Here is a 21,002-nt window from a genome sequence, read left to right on the forward strand (position 1 = left end):
TCACACCGTAAGGTAGGCGCGGCGGATGTCCTCATCCGCCTCAAGCGTTGCGATGGGGCCTTCCCAACGCACGCTGCCCTTCTCCAGGATCAGCGCGCGGTCGGCGACGGCGGCGGCGAAGTCGAGGTTCTGCTCCGAGACAAGCACGGCGATGCCTTCATCCTTCATGCGCAGCACGGCCTCGGCCATCTGTTCGACGATCACCGGCGCCAGGCCCTCCGAGGGTTCATCGAGCAGCACCGCTTCCGGATTGCCCATCAGCGTGCGCGCGATGGTCAGCATCTGCTGCTCGCCGCCCGACATCGCGCCGGCGCGGCGGTGACGCATTTCGGCGAGGTTGGGGAAGATCTCGAACAGCCGTTCGGGTGTCCAGGCGCGGCGGCCCGGTGGCACGGTACGGCGACCGACGGCGAGGTTCTCCATCACCGTCAGGTCGGTGAAGATGCGCCGGTCCTCCGGCACGTAGCCGAGGCCGAGCCGCGCGATGCGATAGGGTGCGACGCCCGCGATCTCCTGTCCGGCGAAGCGCACCGATCCGGCGCGCGGGACCAGCAGGCCCATGATGGCTTTGAGCGTGGTGGACTTGCCCGCGCCATTGCGGCCCATCAGCGCGGCGACCTCCCCGCGGGCGAGGTGCAGCTCGACGCCGAACAGCACCTCCGCCGGACCATAGCCGGCGCGCAGGCCGGTGATGTCCAGGACGCGCTCAGCCATGCGCGCGCCTCGCGCGGGCGGCCGCCTTGGTGCCGGAATGGCCGAGATAGACGCGCTGCACCTCGGGGTCGGCGCGGACGTCCTCCGGGCTGCCGCGGGCGATGATCTCGCCCCGCACCAGCACCAGGATGCGGTCAGCATGGGCGAAGACCGCGTCCATGTCGTGTTCGGTGAACAGCACGCCGATCCCTTCGGCCCGGGCGATGCCGGCGACCTGCGCCATCAGCGCGGCGCGTTCGGCCGGCGCCATGCCGGCGGTAGGTTCATCCATCAGCAGCAGGCGCGGCGCGGCAGCGAGCGCGATGGCCAGTTCCACCCGCTTCACGTCGCCATAGGCGAGTTCGGTGATCGGTCGATCCGCCTGTGCGGCCATCCCGACGCGTTCCAGCAGCGCCAGCCCGTCATCCCGATGCATCGCCGCGGCATCCGGCAGCAGCTGGCGCGTCTGGCCGCGATGCGCCAGCAGCGCCATCTGGACATTGCCGAGCACGGAGAAGGACAGGAAGGTCTGCGCCACCTGGAAGGTTCGCCCCACGCCCATGCGGCACAGCGTGCGGGGCGGCGTGCCGGTCACGTCCTGCCCCGACAGCGCCACCGAACCGCCATCCGGCTTCAACTGCCCACCGACCATGTTGAACGTGGTCGACTTGCCAGCGCCGTTCGGCCCGATGATGGCGAGCATCTCGCCCGCGTCCAGCGCGAAGGTCACGCCCTTGGCGGCGAGCACGCCGCCGAAGCGCTTGGTCAGGCCATCGACCGCGAGCAGCGTCATGCCGGGCGCTTGCGCAGTGATGCGAAAGCCCCTGCCAACCCGCGCGGGAACACCAGCACCATGGCGATGATCGACAGGCCGAGGAACAGCCGCCAGTGGTCGGTCAGCGGCAGGAAGAAATCCTTCAGCGCATGGAAGGCGGCCGCGCCGGCGACCGGCCCCAGAACCGACTGGATGCCGCCAAGCAGGATCATCGACAGGAAATCCACGCTGACCGGAATGCCGAGCAGCGTCGGATCGATCGAGCCCTTGGAGAAGGCATAGAGCCCCCCCGCCAACCCTGCCGCCGCGCCCGCCAGGGTGAAGCCGAGCCAGCGATGCATCCGCACATCGACGCCGATCGCATCCGCCCGCTGCGCCGAATCCCGCGCCGCGCGCAGCGTCGCGCCGAAGGGCGCGTGGATGACGCGGCGCAGGAAGACGATGGCGGCGAGCGTGATCGCCGCCGTCAGGTAGTGGTATACCTCCCGCGACGCCGCCCAGCGCGACGGCCAGACGCCGACCAGCCCGTTGTCGCCGCCGGTCACCTCGACCCATTGGAACACCACGGCATAGGCGATCTGCGCGAAGGCGAGCGTCAGCATCGCCAGGTAGATCCCCGACAGCCGCACCACGAAAAAGCCGAACAGCGCGGCGGCCGCGCCGCCGGCGATGGGGGCGGCGACCAGCGCCGGTTCCATCGGCAGCCCCGCCTTCACCACCAGCAGCCCCGCGCCATAGGCACCAAGCCCGAAATACGCGGCATGCCCGAAGGAGACGATGCCGCCATTGCCGACCAGGAAATTCAGTGACACGGCCGCGAGTGCGAGGATCAGCACCTCCGTCCCCACCTTGACCGCATAGGCATCAATCAGCGGCAGCGCGAGCATGGCGGCCAGTCCCAGCGCTGCCAGCAGCTTCCCCACGCCATCAAGTCGCCCGAGATCGAGGATGCCTTCGGGCAGCACGGCCCGCCCCGCGGCGGCCTCCGGCCGGCCGAGCAACCCCCAGGGCTTCACCACCAGCACCGCCGCCATCAGCAGGAACACCAGCACCAGCGTGATCTTGGGGAAGATCAGCACGCCGAAGGCCTGCAATTGCCCGATCAGCAGCGCGGCAATGAATGCGCCGGGCACCGACCCCATGCCGCCGATCACGGTGACGACGAAGGCCTCGGTGATCACCGACAGGTCCATCTGCGCACTGGCCGATACGCGCGGGATCTGCAGCGCGCCACCCAGCCCCGCCAGTGTTGCACCGAGGAACAGCGTGCCGGTGAACAGCATTGCCTGGTTGACGCCAAGCGCGCCCACCATCTCCCTGTCCTGGGTCGCCGCACGGATCAGCACGCCGAAGCGTGTCCGGTGCATCAGCAGCCACAACAGCGCCAGCACGGCGGGGCCGACGAAGATCAGGAACAGCTCATAGGCCGGGAAGCGCTGGTCGAGGATGTCGATCCCATGCCGCAGGCCCGGCGCGCGTGGACCGGGGATCTCGACCGGCCCCCAGACCAGCAGCACCAGGTCCTGCACGATCAGCACCACGCCGAAGGTCGCCAGCAGCTGGAACAGTTCCGGCACGCGATAGATGCGGCGCAGCAACAGCACTTCCATCGCCACGCCGAGCAACCCGACCACGAGTGCCGAGGCCAGCACGCCGACGAAGAACAGCGTCGGCGATCGGTCGAAGTCGAGCAGCCAGGGCACGATCGTCACGGCCGCATAGGCCCCCAGCATGTAGAAGGACCCATGCGCGAAATTCACGATGCGGGTCACGCCGAACACGATGGTCAGCCCTGACGCGATGACGAACAGCGATGACGCGCTGGCCAGCCCCGACAGGGCCTGCACCAGCAGGAAGCTCCACTCCATCGCCGCTACCGGCCGGGCGTCGTCTGGCGCGGGGCGTTGATGCCCGGCATTGGGGGTCTCCTGCGGTCGTGATGGCGGAATCATCCCGTGCGGCGGCGCGCTGGTCCAGCCGGATTCTCGCGCACCGGGCCAGCCGGGCCCGTCATTCGGCATGTATTCTGCGATACAGCCGCCCGCATCGTGCGCGCACAGTGTCGCCCGGGCTGGAACACGGGAGACGTGCGATGGGCAACTGGCTTGGCGACCGCCTGCTCGGCGCGGCGGGCAACATCATTGATGGCTGGGCCTGGCTTTCCGGCGAGGCCAGCGCGGCCGCCGTGAACCGCATCGTGGCCAGCACGCGCAACCGGCCGCATCCCTGGAGCAGCTTCGCCGACTACACCTGCTGGCAGGGGCTGACCGACCGGACCTATCTGGCGCGCCACCTGCCGCCCGCCGACCTGCCGGTCCAGCCGGCGCCCGAGGCGGTCCGCACACTGTTCGCGCGGCCCGACGGGCAGGCGCAGATCTCGCGCAAATCGACCTGCCTGTTTCCGGCCTTCGCGCAGTACCTGACGGATGGCTTCCTGCGCACCATGCCGGGCCAGGTGGACCGGACCACGAGTAACCATGAAATCGACATGTGCACGCTGTACGGCCGCACGCCGGCGCAGACGCGCGCATTGCGGCTGAAATCGGCAGCACCCGGCCAGCGCGGGCGCCTCAAATCACAGATGATCGGGCTGGAGGAATTCTCGCCCTTCCTCTACCTGCCGGGGACGAAGGACCTGTCGGACCCGGAATTCCAGAATCTCGACCCGCCGCTGGTCGATGAGAACCTGCCGGTGGCGCGGCGTGATACGCTGTTCGCGGTCGGTGGCGACCGGGTGAACTCGACACCCTTCACCGCGATGATGAACACGCTGTTCCTGCGCGAGCACAACCGCGTTGCACGGGAACTCGAAACCCGCAATCCGGACTGGGATGACGAACATGTCTTCCAGGTCGCGCGCAATATCATCATCCCGATCTTCATCAAGATCGTCGTCGAGCACTACATCAACCACATCACGCCGATGCCTTTCAGCCTGCGCGCCGACCCCTCCATCGCCTGGCATGCGGAATGGAACCGGCCGAACTGGATGACGGTGGAATTCAGCCTGCTCTATCGCTGGCATTCGCTGATGCCGGACAGCATGGCCTGGCCGGCCGGCCCGACGGCGCCGGCGCGGCAGATCCCGATCGGCGCCTTCCTGCAGGACAATGCGCCGCTGATCGAGGTCGGGCTCGATGCCGCGTTCTCCGGCGCCTCGATGCAGCCGGCGGGCAAGCTCGGCGCGCTCAACACCGCCCAGCCGCTGCTGCATATCGAGGATCGCGCGGTCGCGCAGGCGCGCAAGAACCGGCTCGCGACCTACAACGACTATCGCGTCGCATTCGGCATGGATCGGGTGACGCGCTTCGACGAGATGACCGGCAATCCGCGCATCGCCGAGATTCTCGAGGATCTGTACGGCACGCCGGACAACGTCGAATTCTACCCCGGCCTGATGGCCGAGAACCGGGTCGAGGATTCGCCTCTGCCGGGCCTGCTGCTGCGCATGGTTGCCGTCGATGCCTTCAGCCAGGCGCTGACCAACCCGCTGCTGTCCGAACATGTCTGGAACGAGCGGACCTTCACCCCCTGGGGCTTCGCGCTGATTGGCGCGACCAGCAAGCTGGGCGACATCCTCACGCGCAACGTGCCGCATCGCGGCGCGACGCCGATCGAGATGACCCAGGCCAGCTGGCGCTTCACCGACAGCGACAGCTGACGCCAGCGGCCGAATTCCTCGGCCGCTGGCATTCGCCGTTTCGTGCCATCGAACGCCGGGCGCAAGCTCCGGTTTGCTTGGCTTCGCCGCACGACCGGCGGGCCGCCTTCGTGACCACGCGCGAGCCAAACCATCGGGCGCAGCAACCCTCGGCCCGATGCCCTGCATCGGGCCGGGAGCGCAAGGCGCGACCGCGCCCGGACAGCCTGCCGCCACCAGCGCGACAGTGCTCGGCGCGAAGCCAAGCGGCCCGGATGGGCCGCGCCCGGCGTCTGAGGGACGAAACAAGACTCCAATGGCCGCCTGCAGCGGCCATTGATATCAGGCCGAACGGCGCGCGGCGCGGACCTCGGCTTCGGGGAACATGTAGTTGGCGCCATCGGCGAAGCGGATGTTCTTCATCGTGCCCTGGCGGCCGCGCAGCGTCGTCTCGCCGACCCAGGCGCCGAGCGTGCTCTGGTGGTCAAGCCCGCGCATCGTCACCGGACCGACCACCGTATCGGTGCGCAGGTCGGCCAGCGCGTCGATCAGCGCCTCCGTCTCGATGGTGTTCGCCTTGTTCAGCAGGTTGGCGATCATCTGCACGGTGACGTAGCCGAGCAGCGAGCCAAGCCGCGGCGTGTCGTTGAAGCGCGCGCGATAGGCCTCGATGAACGCCTTGTGCGCAGGCGGCGCGTCGATCTGCTCGGGGGCGTAGCCGGTGACGATCCAGCCCTCCGGCGTCTCGTCGCCCAGCGGGATCATGTATTCCGGCTCCCCCGTCAGCAGGGAGACGACGGTGCGGCGTTCGAACAGCCCGCGCGTGTTGCCTTCGCGTACGAAGGCCGTCAGGTCCGGGCCGAACAGCACGTTGAAGATGCCATCCGGGCGCGACTGCGCGAGCGCGCCCACCGTCGCCCCCGCATCCACGCGGCCGAGTGCGGGGAATTGTTCCGCCACGATCTCCGCGCCGGGGATCGCCTCGGGCAGCATGCGCTTGAAATTCGCCGCGGCCGACTGGCCGTATTCGTAGTTGGGCGCGACGATCGCCCAGCGCTTGGCAGTCTTGCCGCGGATCGCCTCGATCAGCATCTTCGTCTGCATGAAGGTGCCGGGCCGCACGCGGAAGGTGTAGCGGTTGCCCTGCGCCATGGTGATCGCGTCGGTCAGCGGTTCGGTCGCCAGGAACAGTCGCTTGCGCTGGTTGGCGAAATCCGCGACGGCAAGGCCGACATTCGACAGGAAGGTGCCGGCGAGAAAGGCGACGTTCTCGCGCGTCAGCAATTCCTCGGCGACGCGCACGGCATCGCCGGGCGTTGAGCCGTCGTCGCGGAACACCAGTTCGATCGGCCGGCCGCCCATCACGCCGCCCGCCGCGTTCACCGTATCCTGGGCGAGTTGCATTCCGCTGCGGTACGGCCCCGCGAAGGCCGCCATGCGGGCATAGGAATTGAGCTCCCCGATGCGGATCGGGGCGGGCTGCGCGAAGCCGGGCCGCGCCAGCGTGGCCAGCGCCGCGGCACCGAGCGCGCGGCGGGGAAGGGTGAAGCGCGTCATGCGGAAGCCTCCTGGAAACCCTGCTGAACAGGATGATCGGTGTGGCGGCCCCTTGGTGCAATGGGGTCATTGCGCTTGACCGCCGCGCCTTACCCGTGGCCTGTTCCGCGCCTTGATGGAAGCCGACACCGATCTCGCCGGCCTGCTCGCCGCTGTCGCCACCGGTGACAGGGCAGCGTTGCGCGCGGTGTACCAGCGTCAATCCGTGCGGCTGTTCGGCGTGGCCAACGCCATCCTGCGCGACCGCGACGCCGCGGCCGACGCGCTGCAGGATGCCTTCCTGCGCATCGCCCGCCGCTCCGGGCAGTTCGACGCCAGCCGTGGCGCGGCGGAGGCCTGGCTTGGCGCCATCGTCCGCCATGCGGCACTCGACATCATCCGCGCTCGCGGGCGGGAGATCCCGACCGACGATCCCACTCTTGGCGACCAGGCGGTGGCGCCGGAGGCTGAGGAACGCCTAACGGCCAGCGCGGAGGGGCGCCGCCTGCGCCAATGCCTTGAAGGTCTGGAGCCGAAGAACCGGGAGGGTATCATCCTCGCCTTCGTCCATGGGCTGTCGCATCCGCAGATCGCGGACCGCCTCGGCACGCCGCTCGGGACGGTGAAGTCGTGGATCCGCCGCGGCCTGCTGGCGCTGAAGGAGTGCCTGGCGTGATCCCGACCGATCCCGTCGAACGCGATGCGCTGGCCGCGGAATATGTCCTTGGCACGCTGGATGCGCGGGCGGCACGCGAGGTCGAGCGCGCGTTGGACGGCGATGCTGGGCTGCGCGAGATGGTCGCGGCGTGGGAAGCGCGGCTTGCGCCGTTGAGCGCGCTCGCCCCGCCCGAGGCGCCGCCGCCGGGGTTGTGGGACCGCATCGCGACGGCACTCGATGGTACCGCGGTGCCGTTGCAGCCCTCGCGGATCTGGCGGTTCTGGGCCTTGGGGGCGAGCGCGGTCGCCGCGGGCCTCGCCGCCTTCCTGGTGCTGCGGCCGGTGCCCGAGCAGCGGCTGATGACCGTGCTGCTGACCCAGCGCGACCAGCCGGCCTGGCTGGTGGAAGCCGATGGCGGTGCGCTGCGGCTCGCCTCGCTGAACCCGCAGCCAGTGCCATCGGACCGGGTCATGCAGTTGTGGGCGCTGCCGCAGGGGGCGACGGCACCGACCTCGCTCGGCCTGATCCCGGCGGAACAGGGGCGGCTGACGGTGACACCGTCCAGCCTGCGGCCGGAGCCGGGGATGCTGATCGAGATCACCCTGGAACCACCGGGCGGGTCACCGACCGGACGGCCAACGGGGCCGGTGCTGTTTATCGGGCGCTTGGCGGCGGCGCGGGGGGCGTAGACCGGAAGGGACAAAACCCCTTCAACTCCGCAATCGCGAATACGTGACCACCTCCCTGCATCCGCGCTGCACCTGCCCCCGTAAGGCGGTCAGCGGGGCCGTTGGCGGCCTCGCCCGAGCAGGAGAGACCGCCATGACGAACCCCATTCGCCTCACCCTCGCCGCCTTCGGGATGATCGCCGCCGCGCAGGCCGCCCAGGCGGCCAACCTGGTCGGCCTGACGGCCGACAATGCGCTGGTCGTGATCGACAGCGAGACGCGGCGCGCGGCGGCACCCATCCGCATCACCGGCACCGATGGCCGCGTGCTGGGCATCGACCAGCGCCCGCAGGATGGCCGCCTGTATGGCGTGACCGAGCGTGGCCAGATCGTCACCATCGACATCGCCAACGGCCGCGCCACGCAGGTCAGCCGGCTGAACACCGCGTTCGAATCGGGCGGCCGCGCGGTGGTCGACTTCAACCCGGTCGCCAACCGCCTGCGCGTGATGGGCATGAGCGGGGTGAACCTGCGCGTGAATGTCGAGACCGGCGAGGCGGTGACCGATGGCACGCTGAAATACGCGGCCGGAACGCCGCTCGCCGAGACGACGCCGCGCGTCGTCGCCGGCGCCTACACCAACAGCATGACCGGGGCGCGGGCCACCGCGCTGTACACGATCGACACGCTGACCCGCCGGCTGAACCTGCAGGCACCGCCGAATGACGGCGTGCAGCAGCCGCGCGGCGAGGTGGCGGCGATGCTGCCGGCCGGCGTGGCCTTCGATATCCTGCCGGATGGGCAGGGCGGCAACACGACCTTCCTGCTCGCTGGCGGGACGCTGCACAGCGTCAATCTGGAAACCGGTGCGGCGACCGCGTCCGGCCCGGTGACCGGCCTGCCGGCGGCCGAGGTGATCGACATCGCCGCCATGCGGTGATCCCGGCGCACCCCCGGGGTGGGGCGTGGCTCATCCTTCGCGGAGCAACTGCCCCCGGTTCCGCGATGCCCGACCCCGGGGGAAAGCGCGACGCCCGCACGGTTCCGTGCGGGCGTCGTTGCATCATACCGGCGGCCGATCACTGGTATTCAGCCATTCGTGCCCTCGGACGCGTCGTGCCGAGGGCAGCCCTTGGCGTGACACGCAGACCTCCGGCTTGCCCGGCTTTCGCTTGGCCACCTTCGCGGCCTCGGCCCGAGGCAACGACACGGGCCGTCGGTATCAGAACCCGACCAGGTCGCCGCCCTTCAGCGCCAGCATCTGCCGCGCCTCCGCCGGGGTTGCAATCTCCATCGACAGATCCTCGAGGATGCGGCGGATCTTGCTCACCTGCTCGGCATTCGACGTCGCTGCCTTGCCCTTGCCGATCCACAGGCTGTCTTCCAGCCCGACGCGGACATTGCCGCCCATCATCGCGGCCATCGTCACGAAGGGCATCTGGTGGCGCCCCGCCGCCAGCACGGACCAGACATAATCCTTGCCGAACAGCCGGTCCGCCGTCTCCTTCATGAACATCAGGTTGCGGTGCTCGGCGCCAATGCCGCCCAGGATGCCGAAGATGGTCTGCGTGAACAGCGGCGGTTCCACCACCTTGCGGTCCAGCATGTGGGCCAGGTTGTACAGGTGGCCGATGTCGTAGCATTCGAACTCGAAGCGCGTGCCGTGGCCCTTGCCGAGCCGTTCCACGACCTGCTCGATGTCCTGGAAGGTGTTGCGGAAGATGTAGTTGGTGGTGCCCTCCAGATACGGCTTCTCCCAGTCGTATTTGAAGTGCTTCACCCGCGCGGCCGATGGCGCGATGTTGAAGTTCATCGAGCCCATGTTGAGGCTGCACATCTCCGGCTTGGCGAGCAGCGGCGCGGCCAGGCGTTCATCGAGCGTCATGCCCAACCCGCCGCCGGTGGTGATGTTGATGACCGCGTCGGTGGATTGCTTGATCACCGGCAGGAACTGCATGAACACCGCCGGATCGGGCGTCGGGCGGCCATCGATCGGGTCGCGCGCATGCAGGTGGATGATCGAGGCCCCGGCTTCGGCCGCGGCAATCGACTGCTCGGCGATCTCCTGCGGGGTGATCGGCAGGTGGTCCGACATGGATGGGGTGTGGATCGCACCCGTGACGGCGCAGGTGATGATGACCTTGGACATGACCGCTTCCTCCGCGAAGACGCGCCGATCCTGCCCGCTGTGGCGGCGGACAGGAAGGGGCCGCTGCATGCGGCGGAAGGGCCAGGAAGCAAGGTCGGGGGAGCGAACTCCCCCGATCCCCCTCCTTTTTCTGTCTGTTGGAGACTGACGGCGACGGGTGGCGCCAATTGACAAAAAGCGGTGGGGGATTCGGGGGAGGTGTCCTCCCCCGACCTTTATCCGCGTGCTCTTTGCGACGGACCTCGATCCGCGCGCCTTACGGCGCGATGCCCAGTGACGTCACCAGCGTGTATTCATCCGACCGCGGCGCATAGGTCAGCCCCCGCCGCGTCGCCCAGATGTTCATCTGGTGGTGGATCGGCAGATAGGCCGCATCCGCCATGGCCAGGCGCATGCCTTCCCGCCACAGGCCGATGCGTTCCTCCATATCCATCGAGGCGACGGCGCGTTCATACAGCGCATCGACCTGCGGGTTGGAATACAGGTGCCGATTAACGGTTCCCCAGCCCCTGTCGCGGTTGGGCGTCAGCAGTAGCGGCGCGAAGATGTTGCTGGGTTCATAGGATGACGACTGCCACCCGGTCATCGCAACCGCATAGGCACGCTGGGCGCCGCGCGGAAAGAAGACATTCGATGGCACCGCCTCGACCCGGACCTTCACGCCGATGCGTTCCCAGAACTGCGCGATCGCCTGGAGCACGCGTTCGTCATTCACATACCGGTCGTTCGGCCCGGCCAGCGTGATGCGGAAACCGCCGCCGAATCCGGCCTCGGCCAACAAGGCGCGGGCGCGGGCCGGGTCGAAGGGATCTGGCCGCAGCGTCGGGTCCGCCACACCGAGGCCGATCGCCTGCATCTGCCCCGCCGGCGCGGCCTGGCCCTCCATGATGTTGCGGGCGATCGCCTCCCGGTCGATGGCGACCGACAGGGCGCGGCGCACGCGCTGGTCCTTCAGCGGATTGCGCTCGAGCGGACGGCCTTCGAGGTCCGTCACACCCGGCGCGGCATCGCGCGACACATCCAGAGAGATGTAGATCAACCGCGTGCCCGGCGCGCTCCAGATCGCGACATTGGGGTCGCGCTCCAGCTGGGCGACATCGCGCGGCGGCACGATCTCGATCAATTGCACATCGCCCGCCCGCAGTGCCGCGACGCGGGCGCTGTCATTGGCGATGACGCGGAAGGTCACGCGGGAGAAGGGGGAGGGCGCGCCCCGCCAGGCCGGATTGCGGTCCAGCACCACGCGTTCGCCCTGGGTGTATTGCACCAGGCGGAACCGGCCGGACCCGATCGCGGCGCGGCCCGCATTGAAATCCTGCGTCGTCGCGGCCTGTGCGATCCGCTCGGGGATGATCATCACCGGCGGGATGTCCTGCGGCAGCAGGGGCGAGGGACCGCGGGTGAGCAGCCGCACCGTATGCGGCCCGGCGGCTTCCACCGCGCGGATCTGGTTGGTGTAGATGGTCAGCCGCCCTGGGCTGTTCGGCACGTCCGGCAGCCGGGCGATGGTGGCGGCGACATCGGCGGGCGTGACCGGCGTGCCGTCGGAGAATCGGGCCGCCGGATTGAGGTGGAAATCCCAGCCGCTGCCATCGGGCAGCATCTCCCATCGCTCGGCCAGGGCCGGGATGGTGCGGCTGCGCTCATCGCGCCAGACCAGCGGCTCGAAGACGTGCAACTGCACCATGAAGGACGGGGAATGGGTGAAGAAATGCGGGTCGAAACTGGTCGGTGGCGCGCCAAGGGCGATCGTCACCTCGCGACCGGCCGGCTGGGCCGCGACAGCGAGCGGCAGCGCGGCGGCAAAGGCCGCAGCCAGCAGGCGATGACGCATGTGTTTCCCCCGGACAGGTCTTCCCTGCCCGGAAGGCTAGAGGCGGCGCAGAGGCGCGACCAAGAAAAAAGGCGGTCATCCCGAAGGATGCCGCCCTGTCAGGCTCCCGGCAGGAGGCTTGCGCCAGCGCCGGACCGAACGGGACCCTTGGGTCCCGTGGCCCGGTTCAGGCCGCCTTCTTGTCCTTCGCGCGCTCGATACGGCGCTTGAGGGTGATCGCTTCCACCGGCAGGCGCCGGTCGGGCGTGCCGAGCAGGAAGCTGTCGAGGCCGCCATTGTGCTCGATCGTGCGGATGCCATTGGCCGACAGGCGCATCTTCACCGCCGAACCAAGCACATCGGACCAGAAGGAGGATTCCTGAAGGTTGGGCAGGAAGCGCCGGCGGGTCTTGTTGTTGGCGTGGCTGACGTTGTTGCCCGTCAGGACGCCCTTGCCGGTGATGCCGCAGCGGCGGGCCATGGTGGTATTCCCGAAACAATGAGGGCGCACGAGTGAACCCCGCGCGCAGGTGGAACCGAGGAAGGCGGGGTGTTTGGCCCAGCGGGGGCGGCGCGTCAAGTCCGGGTGATGGAGGGGCGCTGCCCCTCCAGGCCACCCCGCCAGGGGCCAGCGGGCCCCTGGACCACGGGGACCTGGCGCCCGGCACGGCCTGTGCGCCGCCCTGTCACCCGACCGCTGTGCCAGGTGCCCGGAATCATGCCGGCTTTGGTGCCGCACCAGCCCGGATTTGTCTGCCGCAACCCGGGTCATCCGGCGCCAGGTGACGGTTTCCAAAGGCCTTAAGCCTTTGGTGGGGTGAGGTCCGGAGAGGGGCAAAGCCCCTCTCTGGCCTTCCCCTCAAGCCCGGTTCGGACCACCCGGCGCCTGCCGCGCCTCGTTCAGCTCCCCGCTCTCGACCGACGCCAGCGCATTGCGCAGCACGGCGGCCACGGCGCGGTCGTCCATCGTCCGCGCCAGCAGCCCCAGCGCGCCGCCCAGCAGTGCCGAGGCGATGGAAATGGGCGCGATGTGCTGCTCCATCATGTATTCGATCGCCTTGTCGACGACGGAACCGGCGTGGCTCAGATCCTCCGGGGCCATGTCCGCGGGGTCCTGCTGCATGCGGCGTCACTCCTCAGTCGCTGGTGAAGATTGGAAGGGGCGGGGGGCGATGTAACCCCCGGCTGGTGTTCAGGCGACGCTCTCGCCCAGCCGGCCGCTGCGCGGGCGGTCCATGTCGGCTTCGGCCTGGGCGCGGGCGGCGGCCTCGGCGGCGGCAACCGCCTGGGCCTGGCGGCGCCACATCTCGGCATAGAGGCCGTCCTCGGCGATCAGGGAGGCATGGGTGCCGCGCTCGGCGATGCGGCCATCCTGCAGGACGATGATCTCATCGGCCTCGACCACGGTGGACAGGCGATGGGCGATGACCAGCGTGGTGCGGTTGCGCGAGACGTCGCGCAGCGCGGTCTGGATTTCCTGCTCGGTGCGGGTGTCGAGCGCGCTGGTGGCTTCGTCCAGGATCAGGATGCGCGGGTCCTTGAGGATGGTGCGCGCGATGGCTACGCGCTGCTTCTCCCCGCCCGACAGCTTCAGGCCGCGCTCGCCGACACGGGTGGCGTAGCCCTCGGGTAGGCGGAGGACGAAGTCGTGCACCTGGGCGGCGCGGGCGGCGGCCTCGACCTCCTCATCGGTGGCGCCGGGGCGGCCATAGGCGATGTTGTAGCGGATGGTGTCGTTGAACAGCACGGTGTCCTGCGGCACCACGCCGATCGCCGCGCGCAGGCTGGCCTGCGTCACGCCGCGCACATCCTGGCCATCGACCGAGACGGCGCCGCCGGTCACGTCATAGAAGCGGAACAGCAGGCGGGAGACGGTGGACTTGCCCGCCCCGGTCGGGCCGACGATCGCCAGCATCCGTCCCGGCGGGACCGTGAAGGACACGCCCTTGAGGATCTCGCGGTTGGGCCGGTAGCCAAAGCGGACGTCGTCGAAGCGGACCTCGCCCGCGCCGCGCGCCAGGGCCACCGCGTCGGGTGCGTCGCGCACCTCGGGCGGGACTTCGAGCAGCCCGAACATCTGCTCCATGTCGGTCAGCCCCTGCTTGATCTCGCGATAGGCGAAACCGAGGATGTTGAGCGGCAGGTAGAGCTGGATCAGGTAGGTGTTGACCATGACGAGGTCACCGACCGTCATGGTGCCGGCCGCGATGCCGGACCCGGCGAGCAGCATCGTCACCGTCAGCCCGACAGCCATGATGAAGGCCTGGCCGGCATTCAGCATGTTCAGCGTCGTCTCGGACCGCACATAGGCGCGTTCGTAGCGCGTCAGGCTGTCCTCGTAGCGATGCGCCTCATGCGCCTCGTTGCCGAAATACTTGACCGTCTCGTAGTTCAGCAGGCTGTCGACGGCCTTGGTGTTCGCCTCCTCATCCACCTGGTTCATGGTGCGGCGGAAGGCCAGGCGCCAATTGGTGAAGGTCAGGGTAAAGGCGACATAGGCGACGATGGTGCCGACCATGGTCAGCGCGAAGGACGCCGCGAACATCCACCACAGGATGGCGGCGACGAACAGGATCTCGACGATGGTCGGGATGATGTTGAACAGCAGGAAGTTCAGCGAGGTGGCGATGCCGCGCACGCCGCGCTCGATGACGCGCGACAGGCCGCCGGTGGCGCGGTCCATGTGGAAGCGCATCGACAGCGCATGCAGGTGTTCGAACACCAGCAGCCCGACGCGGCGGCCGGCGCGTGCCTGCACCTTGGCGAAGACCGCGTTGCGCAATTCCCCGAGCACCGAGGACATCACCCGCAGGATGCCGTAGCCGAGCAGCAGCGCGACCGGCACGGTGATGGCCGCGCCGACACCCGATTTCGGCGCCAGCGCATCCACCGCATGGGCATAGACCATCGGCACCAGCACATTGGCCGCCTTGGCCGCCGCCAGCAGCGCCAGCGCGGCGACCACGCGGATGCGCAGTTCCACCTCCCCCTTCGGCCACAGATAGGGGGCGAGGCGGATCAGGGCGCGCAGGTGATTGTCGCCGGCGGCAGGCTTGGCAGGGGGCACGCGTCTCGGACTCCGGTCAGACCCCGCCAGATGGGGGCAGCGGGCGGCCAGGGGAAGCGCCCTGACCGCATGGGACCCATCGGCGCAGCGGATGCAAGCCCCTCCGCCGCGGCCGCCGCCATGATATGGACAGCGCAGCCCGGGACAACGGCATTGGCGCGTCATCACCAGGCCGCACCGTCCTGCCCGGCTCCCTGCAGTCCAATGAGGCTAAGATGCGGATCCTATTCCTCGGCGCCGGCGCGATCGGCGGGTATTTCGGCGGCCGGCTGGTCCAGGCGGCGGCAGCCGAGGAGGTCGGCTTCCTCGTCCGGCCCGGCCGCAAAACTCAGCTCGACCGCGATGGCCTGGTCATCGAAAGCCCGAGGGCGGGCGATTTCCGTATGCCGGTGCGCACCATCGCCGCGGCCGATGCCGCGCCGGGCTGGGACATCGTGGTGCTGACCTGCAAGGCCTATGACCTGGACGACGCCATCGCGGCGATCCGGCCGGCGGTCGATGCCGGCACGGCCGTGCTGCCCCTGCTGAACGGCATGACGCATCTCGCGACGCTCGACGCCGCCTTCGGGCCCGGCCAGGTGCTCGGCGGGCTCGCCGCCATCCAGGCGGTGCTGGACGGGCGGGGCGTGGTGCGGCACCTCGGCTCGCCGCCCTCCCTGAAGTTCGGAGAGCGGGACGGGTCGCTGTCGGGCCGCGTGCTGGCGCTGAAGGCCGCCTTCGACCAGACGACCATCGTGGCCGAGGCCAGCACGGACATTGCCGGCGCCATGTGGGCGAAGCTGGTCTTCCTGCACACGGTGGCCGCCGCCACGGTGCTGATGCGCGCCAATGTGCGGGAGATCGCGGCCAATCCGGGCGGGGCGGCCTGGCTGGCTCGCCTGCTGGACCGCAATGCCGCGATCGCCGCCGCGGAAGGCCACCCGGTGCCCGCCAAGGCGCTGGAGGGCTTCCACGGCTTCTTCCGCGGCGCGCCTCCGTCGGAGGCCTCGATGGCGCGCGACCTTGAAAGCGGTGGGCGGATCGAGGCGGACCACATCCTGGGCTACCTGCTTGACGCCGCGCGGCGGCACGGCCTGCCGGACGACATGCATGAGGCCGCCTGGCTCCATGCCAAGGCCTATGAGACGCGCCGCGCCGCCGGACGACTGCCCGCTGGGTGAAGGCAGCGGGCGGGGGGTCGCGGGCCGCCGGCCGGCGCTGTAGAGCGGAGCCATGCCCGACCCCGCCCTCCAGCGCCACATCGACGCCTGCAACAACATCGGCTCCCCCGCCGGGCTGATCCCGTTCCGGATCGGCCCGGCGCAGGTCGGCTGGGTCTCGGCCGACCTCGCCCAGGCGCTGACCTTCCGCCCGCGCGACTTCCATTTCGACCGCGACGGCGTGGCGCTCGCCGCGCGGCTGCGCAGCCCCGGCCTGCGCAGCACGGCGCTGGCCGAGGTGTTGCCCGCGCTCGCCACCGGCGGCTTCCTGCGCATCCGGCGGGAGGCCTTCGACGTGCGCGCGACCAGCACGGGCGCCACGCTGGCCACGCTCGACCGCGGCGCCCTGCCGGCCTTCGGCGTCATGTCCCAGGGTGTGCATGTGAACGGCCTGGTGCGGCGCGCGGACGGGCTGCATGTCTGGGTCGGCGTCCGCGCCAAGGACAAGGCGGTCGCCCCCGGGCAACTCGACAACATCGTCGCCGGCGGCATCCCGGCCGGCCTCGCGCCCGACGAATGCCTGGTCAAGGAAGCCGCCGAGGAGGCCTCCCTGTCGCCGATCCTCGCGGCCACGGCGCGCCCGGCGGGCCGAGTCTCCTACGTCATGGCCAATGCCGAGGGGCTGCGCCGCGACGTGCTGCATTGCTACGACCTCGACATCCCCGACGGCGTGCAGCCCATCCCCAATGACGACGAGGTGGAGCGTTTCGAGTTATGGCCGGCCACGCGGCTGCTGGAGGCGGTGCGGGCGACCGACACCGTCAAGTTCAACGTCAACCTGGTGCTGATCGACCTGTTCCTGCGCGAGGGCCTGGTCGGCGACCCGGATGGGCTGCTGCGCGCGGGGCTCGACCAGGGTCCGGACTGAGCGACCGCCCGCGGGCACGGCGATGACGCCCCCGCGGGCATGGCGCGGTCAATCCTTCGGCAATCAACCCGGCCGCATCTTCCGCGCGTGATCCGACACACGTGATTGCAACCGGGGCGGGCTGGACTCCAGCCATGGCTGCGGCCCTAAATTTCGCTTGCGACCCGAACCCGCGGGAACGCCCCATGAGAGGTGCCGATGACCGCGACCCGCATGCTGCCCCGCCTCGTCCTGCTTGCCTCGGTGGCGCTGCTGCCCGGCTGCGGCTTCAGCCTTGAACGGACGGACCGGGTCCAGGGCCTTGAGCGCAGCCTCGCGGAATCCGAGGCGCGCAGCCGCGACCTCACGGCGCAGGTCGCGACGCTGGAACAGACCCTGGCTGCCGAACGCCGCGCGCGCGGCGACCTGACCGCAGTGGAGCGTCGCCTTGCCCGCGCCCGCACCGAACTCGGCTCGGCACAGACCGGCCGAGGCGCCGCCGAACAGGAAGCCGCCGCCCTGGCCCGCCGGGTCGAGGAGGAGGAGCGCCGCCTCGCCGGCCTGCGCGGGGAAGCCGGGCAGTCGCAGGTCCTGCTCGACCAGCGGCGTGCCTCGGTCAACGCCGCCGAATCGCGCCTGACCGGCCTGCGCGAGCAGATGAACGGCGAGGAACGCCGCCTGAGCGCCCTTCGCACGGATATCGCCGCCTCCGAGGGGCGGGTCGCCACGCTGGGCGGCCGCAATGCCGAGGAGGAACGCCGCCGCGACAGCCTGCGGGCCGAGGCCGCCGCTACGGAACGCCGGCTTGCCGAACTCGGCACCAGCGCCGGGGCGGAGGAACGGCGGCTCGCTGATTTGCGGATGCGCGTCTCCGAGCAGGGCACGCGCATCGCCGAACAGGAAGCACGGCTGAACGCCGCGCGCGAAGCCGCCAATGTCGCCCAGGCCGAGGCCGCGGCGCGCCGGCAGGCGGTGACGCAGCTCGATGGCGAGGTCGCCCGGCTGTCCACCTCGCGCGACCAGACCTCGGCCGAGTTGCGCGGGTTGCAGGCGCGCGCGGCTGAATTGCGCGGCACCGTGGCCGAGGCCGAACGCCGCCTTGCCCAATTGCGCGAGACCGCCGCCACCGAGGAACGTCGCGTCGCCACGCTGCGCGACCAGGCGGGGGCGGCCGAGCGCAGCCTTGCCGAGCGGCAGGCCGCGGCGGCCGAAGCCGACCGCCGCGCCGCCGAACTGATCCGGCGGGCGGAGGAGGAAGCCTCGCGCGGGCGCGCCCAGGCGCAGGCCGCCCAGACCGAGGCTGTGGCGGCGCAACGCCAGGCCGAGGCTGCGCGCACCGACCTGGCGGCGGCGCAGCGCCAGCGTGCGGACCTCGTCAGCCAGTCCGAGGCGATGCGCAATGAGGTCGCCGCCACCGAGCGGCGGCGCGCGGAACTCGCGGGGCAGGTCGCGGCCGCCGAAGCGCGGCTGGCGGAACGGCGCAACGAATTGGGCGAGCTGGAAGCGCGCATCCGACGGGCGCGGGAAGCAACGCAAGGCTCGCCGGTGACGGTGACGGCGCCGGCGCCCGAGGCACCGGTCACCACGCCGCGTTAGAGCAGATCGCGTTCAGATGGAATCATCTGGACGCGTGAAGATGCTCTCAAAACGATAGGCTGGAGCATGTGCGTGAGTGCATGCGAACGCAGCATGCTCCAGATGTCTGGTCCGTGCCGAAGTTTGAAGGGCCTTGCCCTTCCAAGCCACCCCGCCCAGGGCTGTGGCCCTTTGGAAACAGTCATCTGGCACTGGGCATGACGGCCGGGATCCATGCCCTGAATCTGCATGGCCCCGGACCATCTGGGCCATCGCCGCGCACCATCCACCAAGCGCCAAGTCGAGGTTTCCAAAGGCCTTAAGCCTTTGGTGGGGGAGGTCCGGAGGGGGCAAAGCCCTCTCCGGTTCCATCGCCCCGCGGCGCATCCTGGCGCCCATCCGGCAAAGCCGTGCCAGGCCACTCCGCCATGGCCACCGTCACCCTACAGCGCCCGGTGCCACGCGATCAGCGGCGCCGCCGCGGCTTCCACCCAGGGCGCGAGCATCATGCAATGCGGCATCTCCGGCAGCAGCAGATGCGACCCGCCGAGGAAGCCGGCGATGGCCGCATCCTGCCCCGCCGGATGGCGCTCGGCGTCGTCGCGGCCGGCTTCGATGACCAGCGAGGGGATGGCGCCGAAGCGCGCCGGGTCCACCGCCACGCGCAGCGCATAGCGGTCGTTCAGCGCGCGCGGTGATTCCGGGGACAGCGCGGCGAGGTAGGCCGCGAGGCCCGCTGGCCGTGCGCCACCCAGGAACCGCGTAACCGCCACCGCTTCCGCCGGCGGCTGGACCAGGGCGCCTTCCGGCACCTCGCGTACCGCGGCAACGCCCGGCATGTTGCCCGGCGGGGAAGGGGCGACCAGCAGCAGCCCGGCGAGGTGCGGCATGTGCGTCGCCGCACGCAGGGCGACCAGCGCCCCAAGACTGTGGCCGAGCAGCACCACCGGACCGTCCAGCGTCGCACCCGCGGCGATGGCGTCGTCGGCATAGTCCTCGATGCTGGTCGCCGGGCTGGCGGTGGCGGCGAGCGTGCCCTTGCCGCGTGGTTCCAGCGCCGCCGCGGCGATGCCGGCGTGTCGGAAGGCGGCCATCAGCGGCGCGAAGCACCAGGCGCCGTGATACCCGCCGGGGATGCACAGGATGGCCGGGCCGGTGCCGGCGGTCGCGAAGACCGCCGCATGGTCGCCGGCGGCGTGGCGCGTGCCGGGGGGCACCAGGCCCGATGGTGGGGCGATGCTCACTCCGGCTCGATGCTGGCGATGCGGACCCATTCGCGCCAGCGCTCGCGGTCCTCGACCAGGAAGCGGTCCATCGTGGCGCCGTCCATGAAGCCGGGGGTCAGGCCCTGGCGGGTGACGGCCTCGACAAGCGCCGGGTCGGCCGCGGCGTCGCGCAGCAGCGCCTGCATGCGGTCGAGGATCGGCCGTGGCGTCCCGGCCGGTGCGGTCAGCCCGAACCAGCCCTGCACGACGAAGCCGGGGATGGCCTCGGCAACGGTGGGCAGGTCGGGCGTCAGGGCGGAGCGCTGCGGCGAGGTGACGGCGATCGGGACCACACGCCCGGATTGCAGCGCCGCCTGGGCCGAAAGGCTGTCCAGGAAGGCGAACTGGATCTGCCCGCCGATCAGGTCGGGCACGATCTGCGTGATGTTGCGATAGGCCGCGCCGGTGATGTCGAGATCGGCCCGCGCCTTCAGCAACGCCGCCGGCACCAGGGAGGAGGAGGAATAATAGCCGAAGAAGACGCGGCCCGGATTGGCGCGGGCGCGTTCGATCAGCGCCGGGATGGATTTGTACGGCGCATCCGCCGGCACCACCGCGACGGTCGCATAGGTGCCAAGCAGGCCGACATGGGCGTAGTCGCGCACGGGATCATAGGGCAGGCGGCGGTAGAGAAACGCATTCGCCGCATGGGTCGAGTTGGTGGAGATGAGGAAGGTGTAGCCGTCGGGTGCGGCGAGCTTGGCGGCCTCGGTGCCGGTGATGCCGCCGGCGCCGGGGCGGTTGTCCACCACCACCGGCTGGCGCAGATGCGGTTCGAGGAAGCGGCCCAGCGTGCGGCCGATGAAATCCGCGGCGCCGCCGGCGGCCGAGGGGATGATGATGCGCACCGGCCGGTTCGGCCATTCGCCCTGGGCGAGGGCGGTGCGGGCGGCGAAGGGCGTAGCGGCGAGGCCGGCCAGCACCGCGCGGCGGTCGGGTCGATGGGTCATGGGGTATCCTCCAGTTGTTGAGGCGGAGCATCGCGCATCGGATGGTGCTTGGCACCCCCGCCGCCAGGCGAAAGCACCGGCGCCCGGCACCGCATGAGGCACTGGAATGTTCTTCACCGCGCTGGCCGGCGCACCGCGTCATGGCGATGCGCGGCACGGCACGCCCA

Annotated in this window: 18 protein-coding genes; 7 read left to right on the forward strand and 11 right to left on the reverse strand. The window is 70.2% G+C overall.

Annotation, left to right across the window (positions count from 1 at the left end):
• Genes AAFN86_RS10660 through AAFN86_RS10670 form a run of 3 tightly spaced genes read right to left on the reverse strand, consistent with a single transcriptional unit; the run spans position 1 to position 3,336 of the window.
• On the reverse strand, positions 1-714 hold the full coding sequence (locus AAFN86_RS10660; RefSeq protein WP_347543291.1) for an ABC transporter ATP-binding protein: 714 nt from the start codon (positions 712-714) through the stop codon (positions 1-3).
• Complete coding sequence (locus AAFN86_RS10665) at positions 707-1,486, reverse strand: ABC transporter ATP-binding protein (RefSeq protein ID WP_347543292.1); 780 nt, start codon at positions 1,484-1,486, stop codon at positions 707-709. The genes AAFN86_RS10660 and AAFN86_RS10665 overlap by 8 nt, the downstream gene beginning before the upstream one ends.
• On the reverse strand, positions 1,483-3,336 hold the full coding sequence (locus AAFN86_RS10670; protein ID WP_347543293.1) for an ABC transporter permease: 1,854 nt from the start codon (positions 3,334-3,336) through the stop codon (positions 1,483-1,485). The genes AAFN86_RS10665 and AAFN86_RS10670 overlap by 4 nt, the downstream gene beginning before the upstream one ends.
• A gap of 224 nt (positions 3,337-3,560) precedes the next feature.
• Here AAFN86_RS10670 and AAFN86_RS10675 point away from each other — a divergent pair, with 224 nt between their 5' ends.
• Entirely contained in the window at positions 3,561-5,129 is a 1,569-nt protein-coding gene (locus AAFN86_RS10675) for a peroxidase family protein (RefSeq protein ID WP_347543294.1), read from the forward strand.
• A gap of 321 nt (positions 5,130-5,450) precedes the next feature.
• Here the strand turns inward: AAFN86_RS10675 and AAFN86_RS10680 are convergent, their stop codons facing one another.
• On the reverse strand, positions 5,451-6,665 hold the full coding sequence (locus tag AAFN86_RS10680; protein ID WP_347543295.1) for an ABC transporter substrate-binding protein: 1,215 nt from the start codon (positions 6,663-6,665) through the stop codon (positions 5,451-5,453).
• Between the two features lie 115 nt (positions 6,666-6,780).
• Between AAFN86_RS10680 and AAFN86_RS10685 the strand changes: the two genes are divergently transcribed.
• The 3 genes from AAFN86_RS10685 (at position 6,781) to AAFN86_RS10695 (ending at position 8,910) form a co-directional block, all read left to right on the forward strand.
• Positions 6,781-7,320 carry a sigma-70 family RNA polymerase sigma factor gene (locus tag AAFN86_RS10685; RefSeq protein ID WP_347543296.1) on the forward strand — a complete coding sequence of 180 codons (540 nt, stop codon included), beginning with the start codon at positions 6,781-6,783 and terminating at the stop codon, positions 7,318-7,320.
• Positions 7,317-7,991: an anti-sigma factor domain-containing protein gene (locus tag AAFN86_RS10690; RefSeq protein ID WP_347543297.1), complete on the forward strand. Its 675-nt coding sequence runs from the start codon at positions 7,317-7,319 to the stop codon at positions 7,989-7,991. Before AAFN86_RS10685 ends, AAFN86_RS10690 begins: the two co-directional genes overlap by 4 nt.
• A 133-nt stretch (positions 7,992-8,124) precedes the next feature.
• Positions 8,125-8,910 (forward strand): DUF4394 domain-containing protein, encoded by a 786-nt coding sequence (locus AAFN86_RS10695; protein ID WP_347543298.1) that lies wholly within the window; start codon positions 8,125-8,127, stop codon positions 8,908-8,910.
• A gap of 282 nt (positions 8,911-9,192) precedes the next feature.
• On the opposite strand, the gene AAFN86_RS10700 is transcribed toward AAFN86_RS10695, so the two are convergent.
• The 5 genes from AAFN86_RS10700 to AAFN86_RS10720 form a co-directional block, all read right to left on the reverse strand.
• A complete protein-coding gene (locus tag AAFN86_RS10700) occupies positions 9,193-10,119 on the reverse strand; it encodes a 3-keto-5-aminohexanoate cleavage protein (protein ID WP_347543299.1) in 927 nt (308 codons plus the stop codon).
• A gap of 256 nt (positions 10,120-10,375) precedes the next feature.
• Positions 10,376-11,953, reverse strand: coding sequence for an ABC transporter substrate-binding protein (locus AAFN86_RS10705; RefSeq protein ID WP_347543300.1), 1,578 nt, complete (start codon positions 11,951-11,953; stop codon positions 10,376-10,378).
• A 166-nt stretch (positions 11,954-12,119) separates the two neighbouring features.
• The gene (gene rpmB, locus AAFN86_RS10710; RefSeq protein ID WP_347543301.1) at positions 12,120-12,413 is read right to left on the reverse strand and encodes a 50S ribosomal protein L28; all 294 of its coding nucleotides are present in this window, start codon (positions 12,411-12,413) and stop codon (positions 12,120-12,122) included.
• Positions 12,414-12,791: 378 nt separating this feature from the next.
• On the reverse strand, positions 12,792-13,055 hold the full coding sequence (locus tag AAFN86_RS10715; protein WP_347543302.1) for a hypothetical protein: 264 nt from the start codon (positions 13,053-13,055) through the stop codon (positions 12,792-12,794).
• 69 nt (positions 13,056-13,124) lie between these two features.
• A complete protein-coding gene (locus tag AAFN86_RS10720) occupies positions 13,125-14,999 on the reverse strand; it encodes an ABC transporter ATP-binding protein/permease (RefSeq protein WP_347543303.1) in 1,875 nt (624 codons plus the stop codon).
• Positions 15,000-15,214: 215 nt separating this feature from the next.
• Here AAFN86_RS10720 and AAFN86_RS10725 point away from each other — a divergent pair, with 215 nt between their 5' ends.
• From AAFN86_RS10725 to AAFN86_RS10735, 3 genes are all read left to right on the forward strand, one after another.
• Positions 15,215-16,159: a ketopantoate reductase family protein gene (locus tag AAFN86_RS10725; RefSeq protein WP_347543305.1), complete on the forward strand. Its 945-nt coding sequence runs from the start codon at positions 15,215-15,217 to the stop codon at positions 16,157-16,159.
• A 52-nt stretch (positions 16,160-16,211) separates the two neighbouring features.
• Complete coding sequence (locus AAFN86_RS10730) at positions 16,212-17,066, forward strand: DUF4743 domain-containing protein (RefSeq protein WP_347543306.1); 855 nt, start codon at positions 16,212-16,214, stop codon at positions 17,064-17,066.
• Between the two features lie 198 nt (positions 17,067-17,264).
• Positions 17,265-18,641 carry a hypothetical protein gene (locus AAFN86_RS10735; protein ID WP_347543308.1) on the forward strand — a complete coding sequence of 459 codons (1,377 nt, stop codon included), beginning with the start codon at positions 17,265-17,267 and terminating at the stop codon, positions 18,639-18,641.
• A gap of 422 nt (positions 18,642-19,063) precedes the next feature.
• On the opposite strand, the gene AAFN86_RS10740 is transcribed toward AAFN86_RS10735, so the two are convergent.
• Complete coding sequence (locus AAFN86_RS10740; RefSeq protein ID WP_347543309.1) at positions 19,064-19,864, reverse strand: alpha/beta fold hydrolase; 801 nt, start codon at positions 19,862-19,864, stop codon at positions 19,064-19,066.
• Entirely contained in the window at positions 19,861-20,835 is a 975-nt protein-coding gene (locus tag AAFN86_RS10745; RefSeq protein WP_347543310.1) for a tripartite tricarboxylate transporter substrate binding protein, read from the reverse strand. The genes AAFN86_RS10740 and AAFN86_RS10745 overlap by 4 nt, the downstream gene beginning before the upstream one ends.
• Positions 20,836-21,002: the final 167 nt, after the last annotated feature.

This window comes from Roseomonas sp. CAU 1739 (genome assembly GCF_039839775.1).
Lineage (GTDB): Bacteria > Pseudomonadota > Alphaproteobacteria > Acetobacterales > Acetobacteraceae > Neoroseomonas.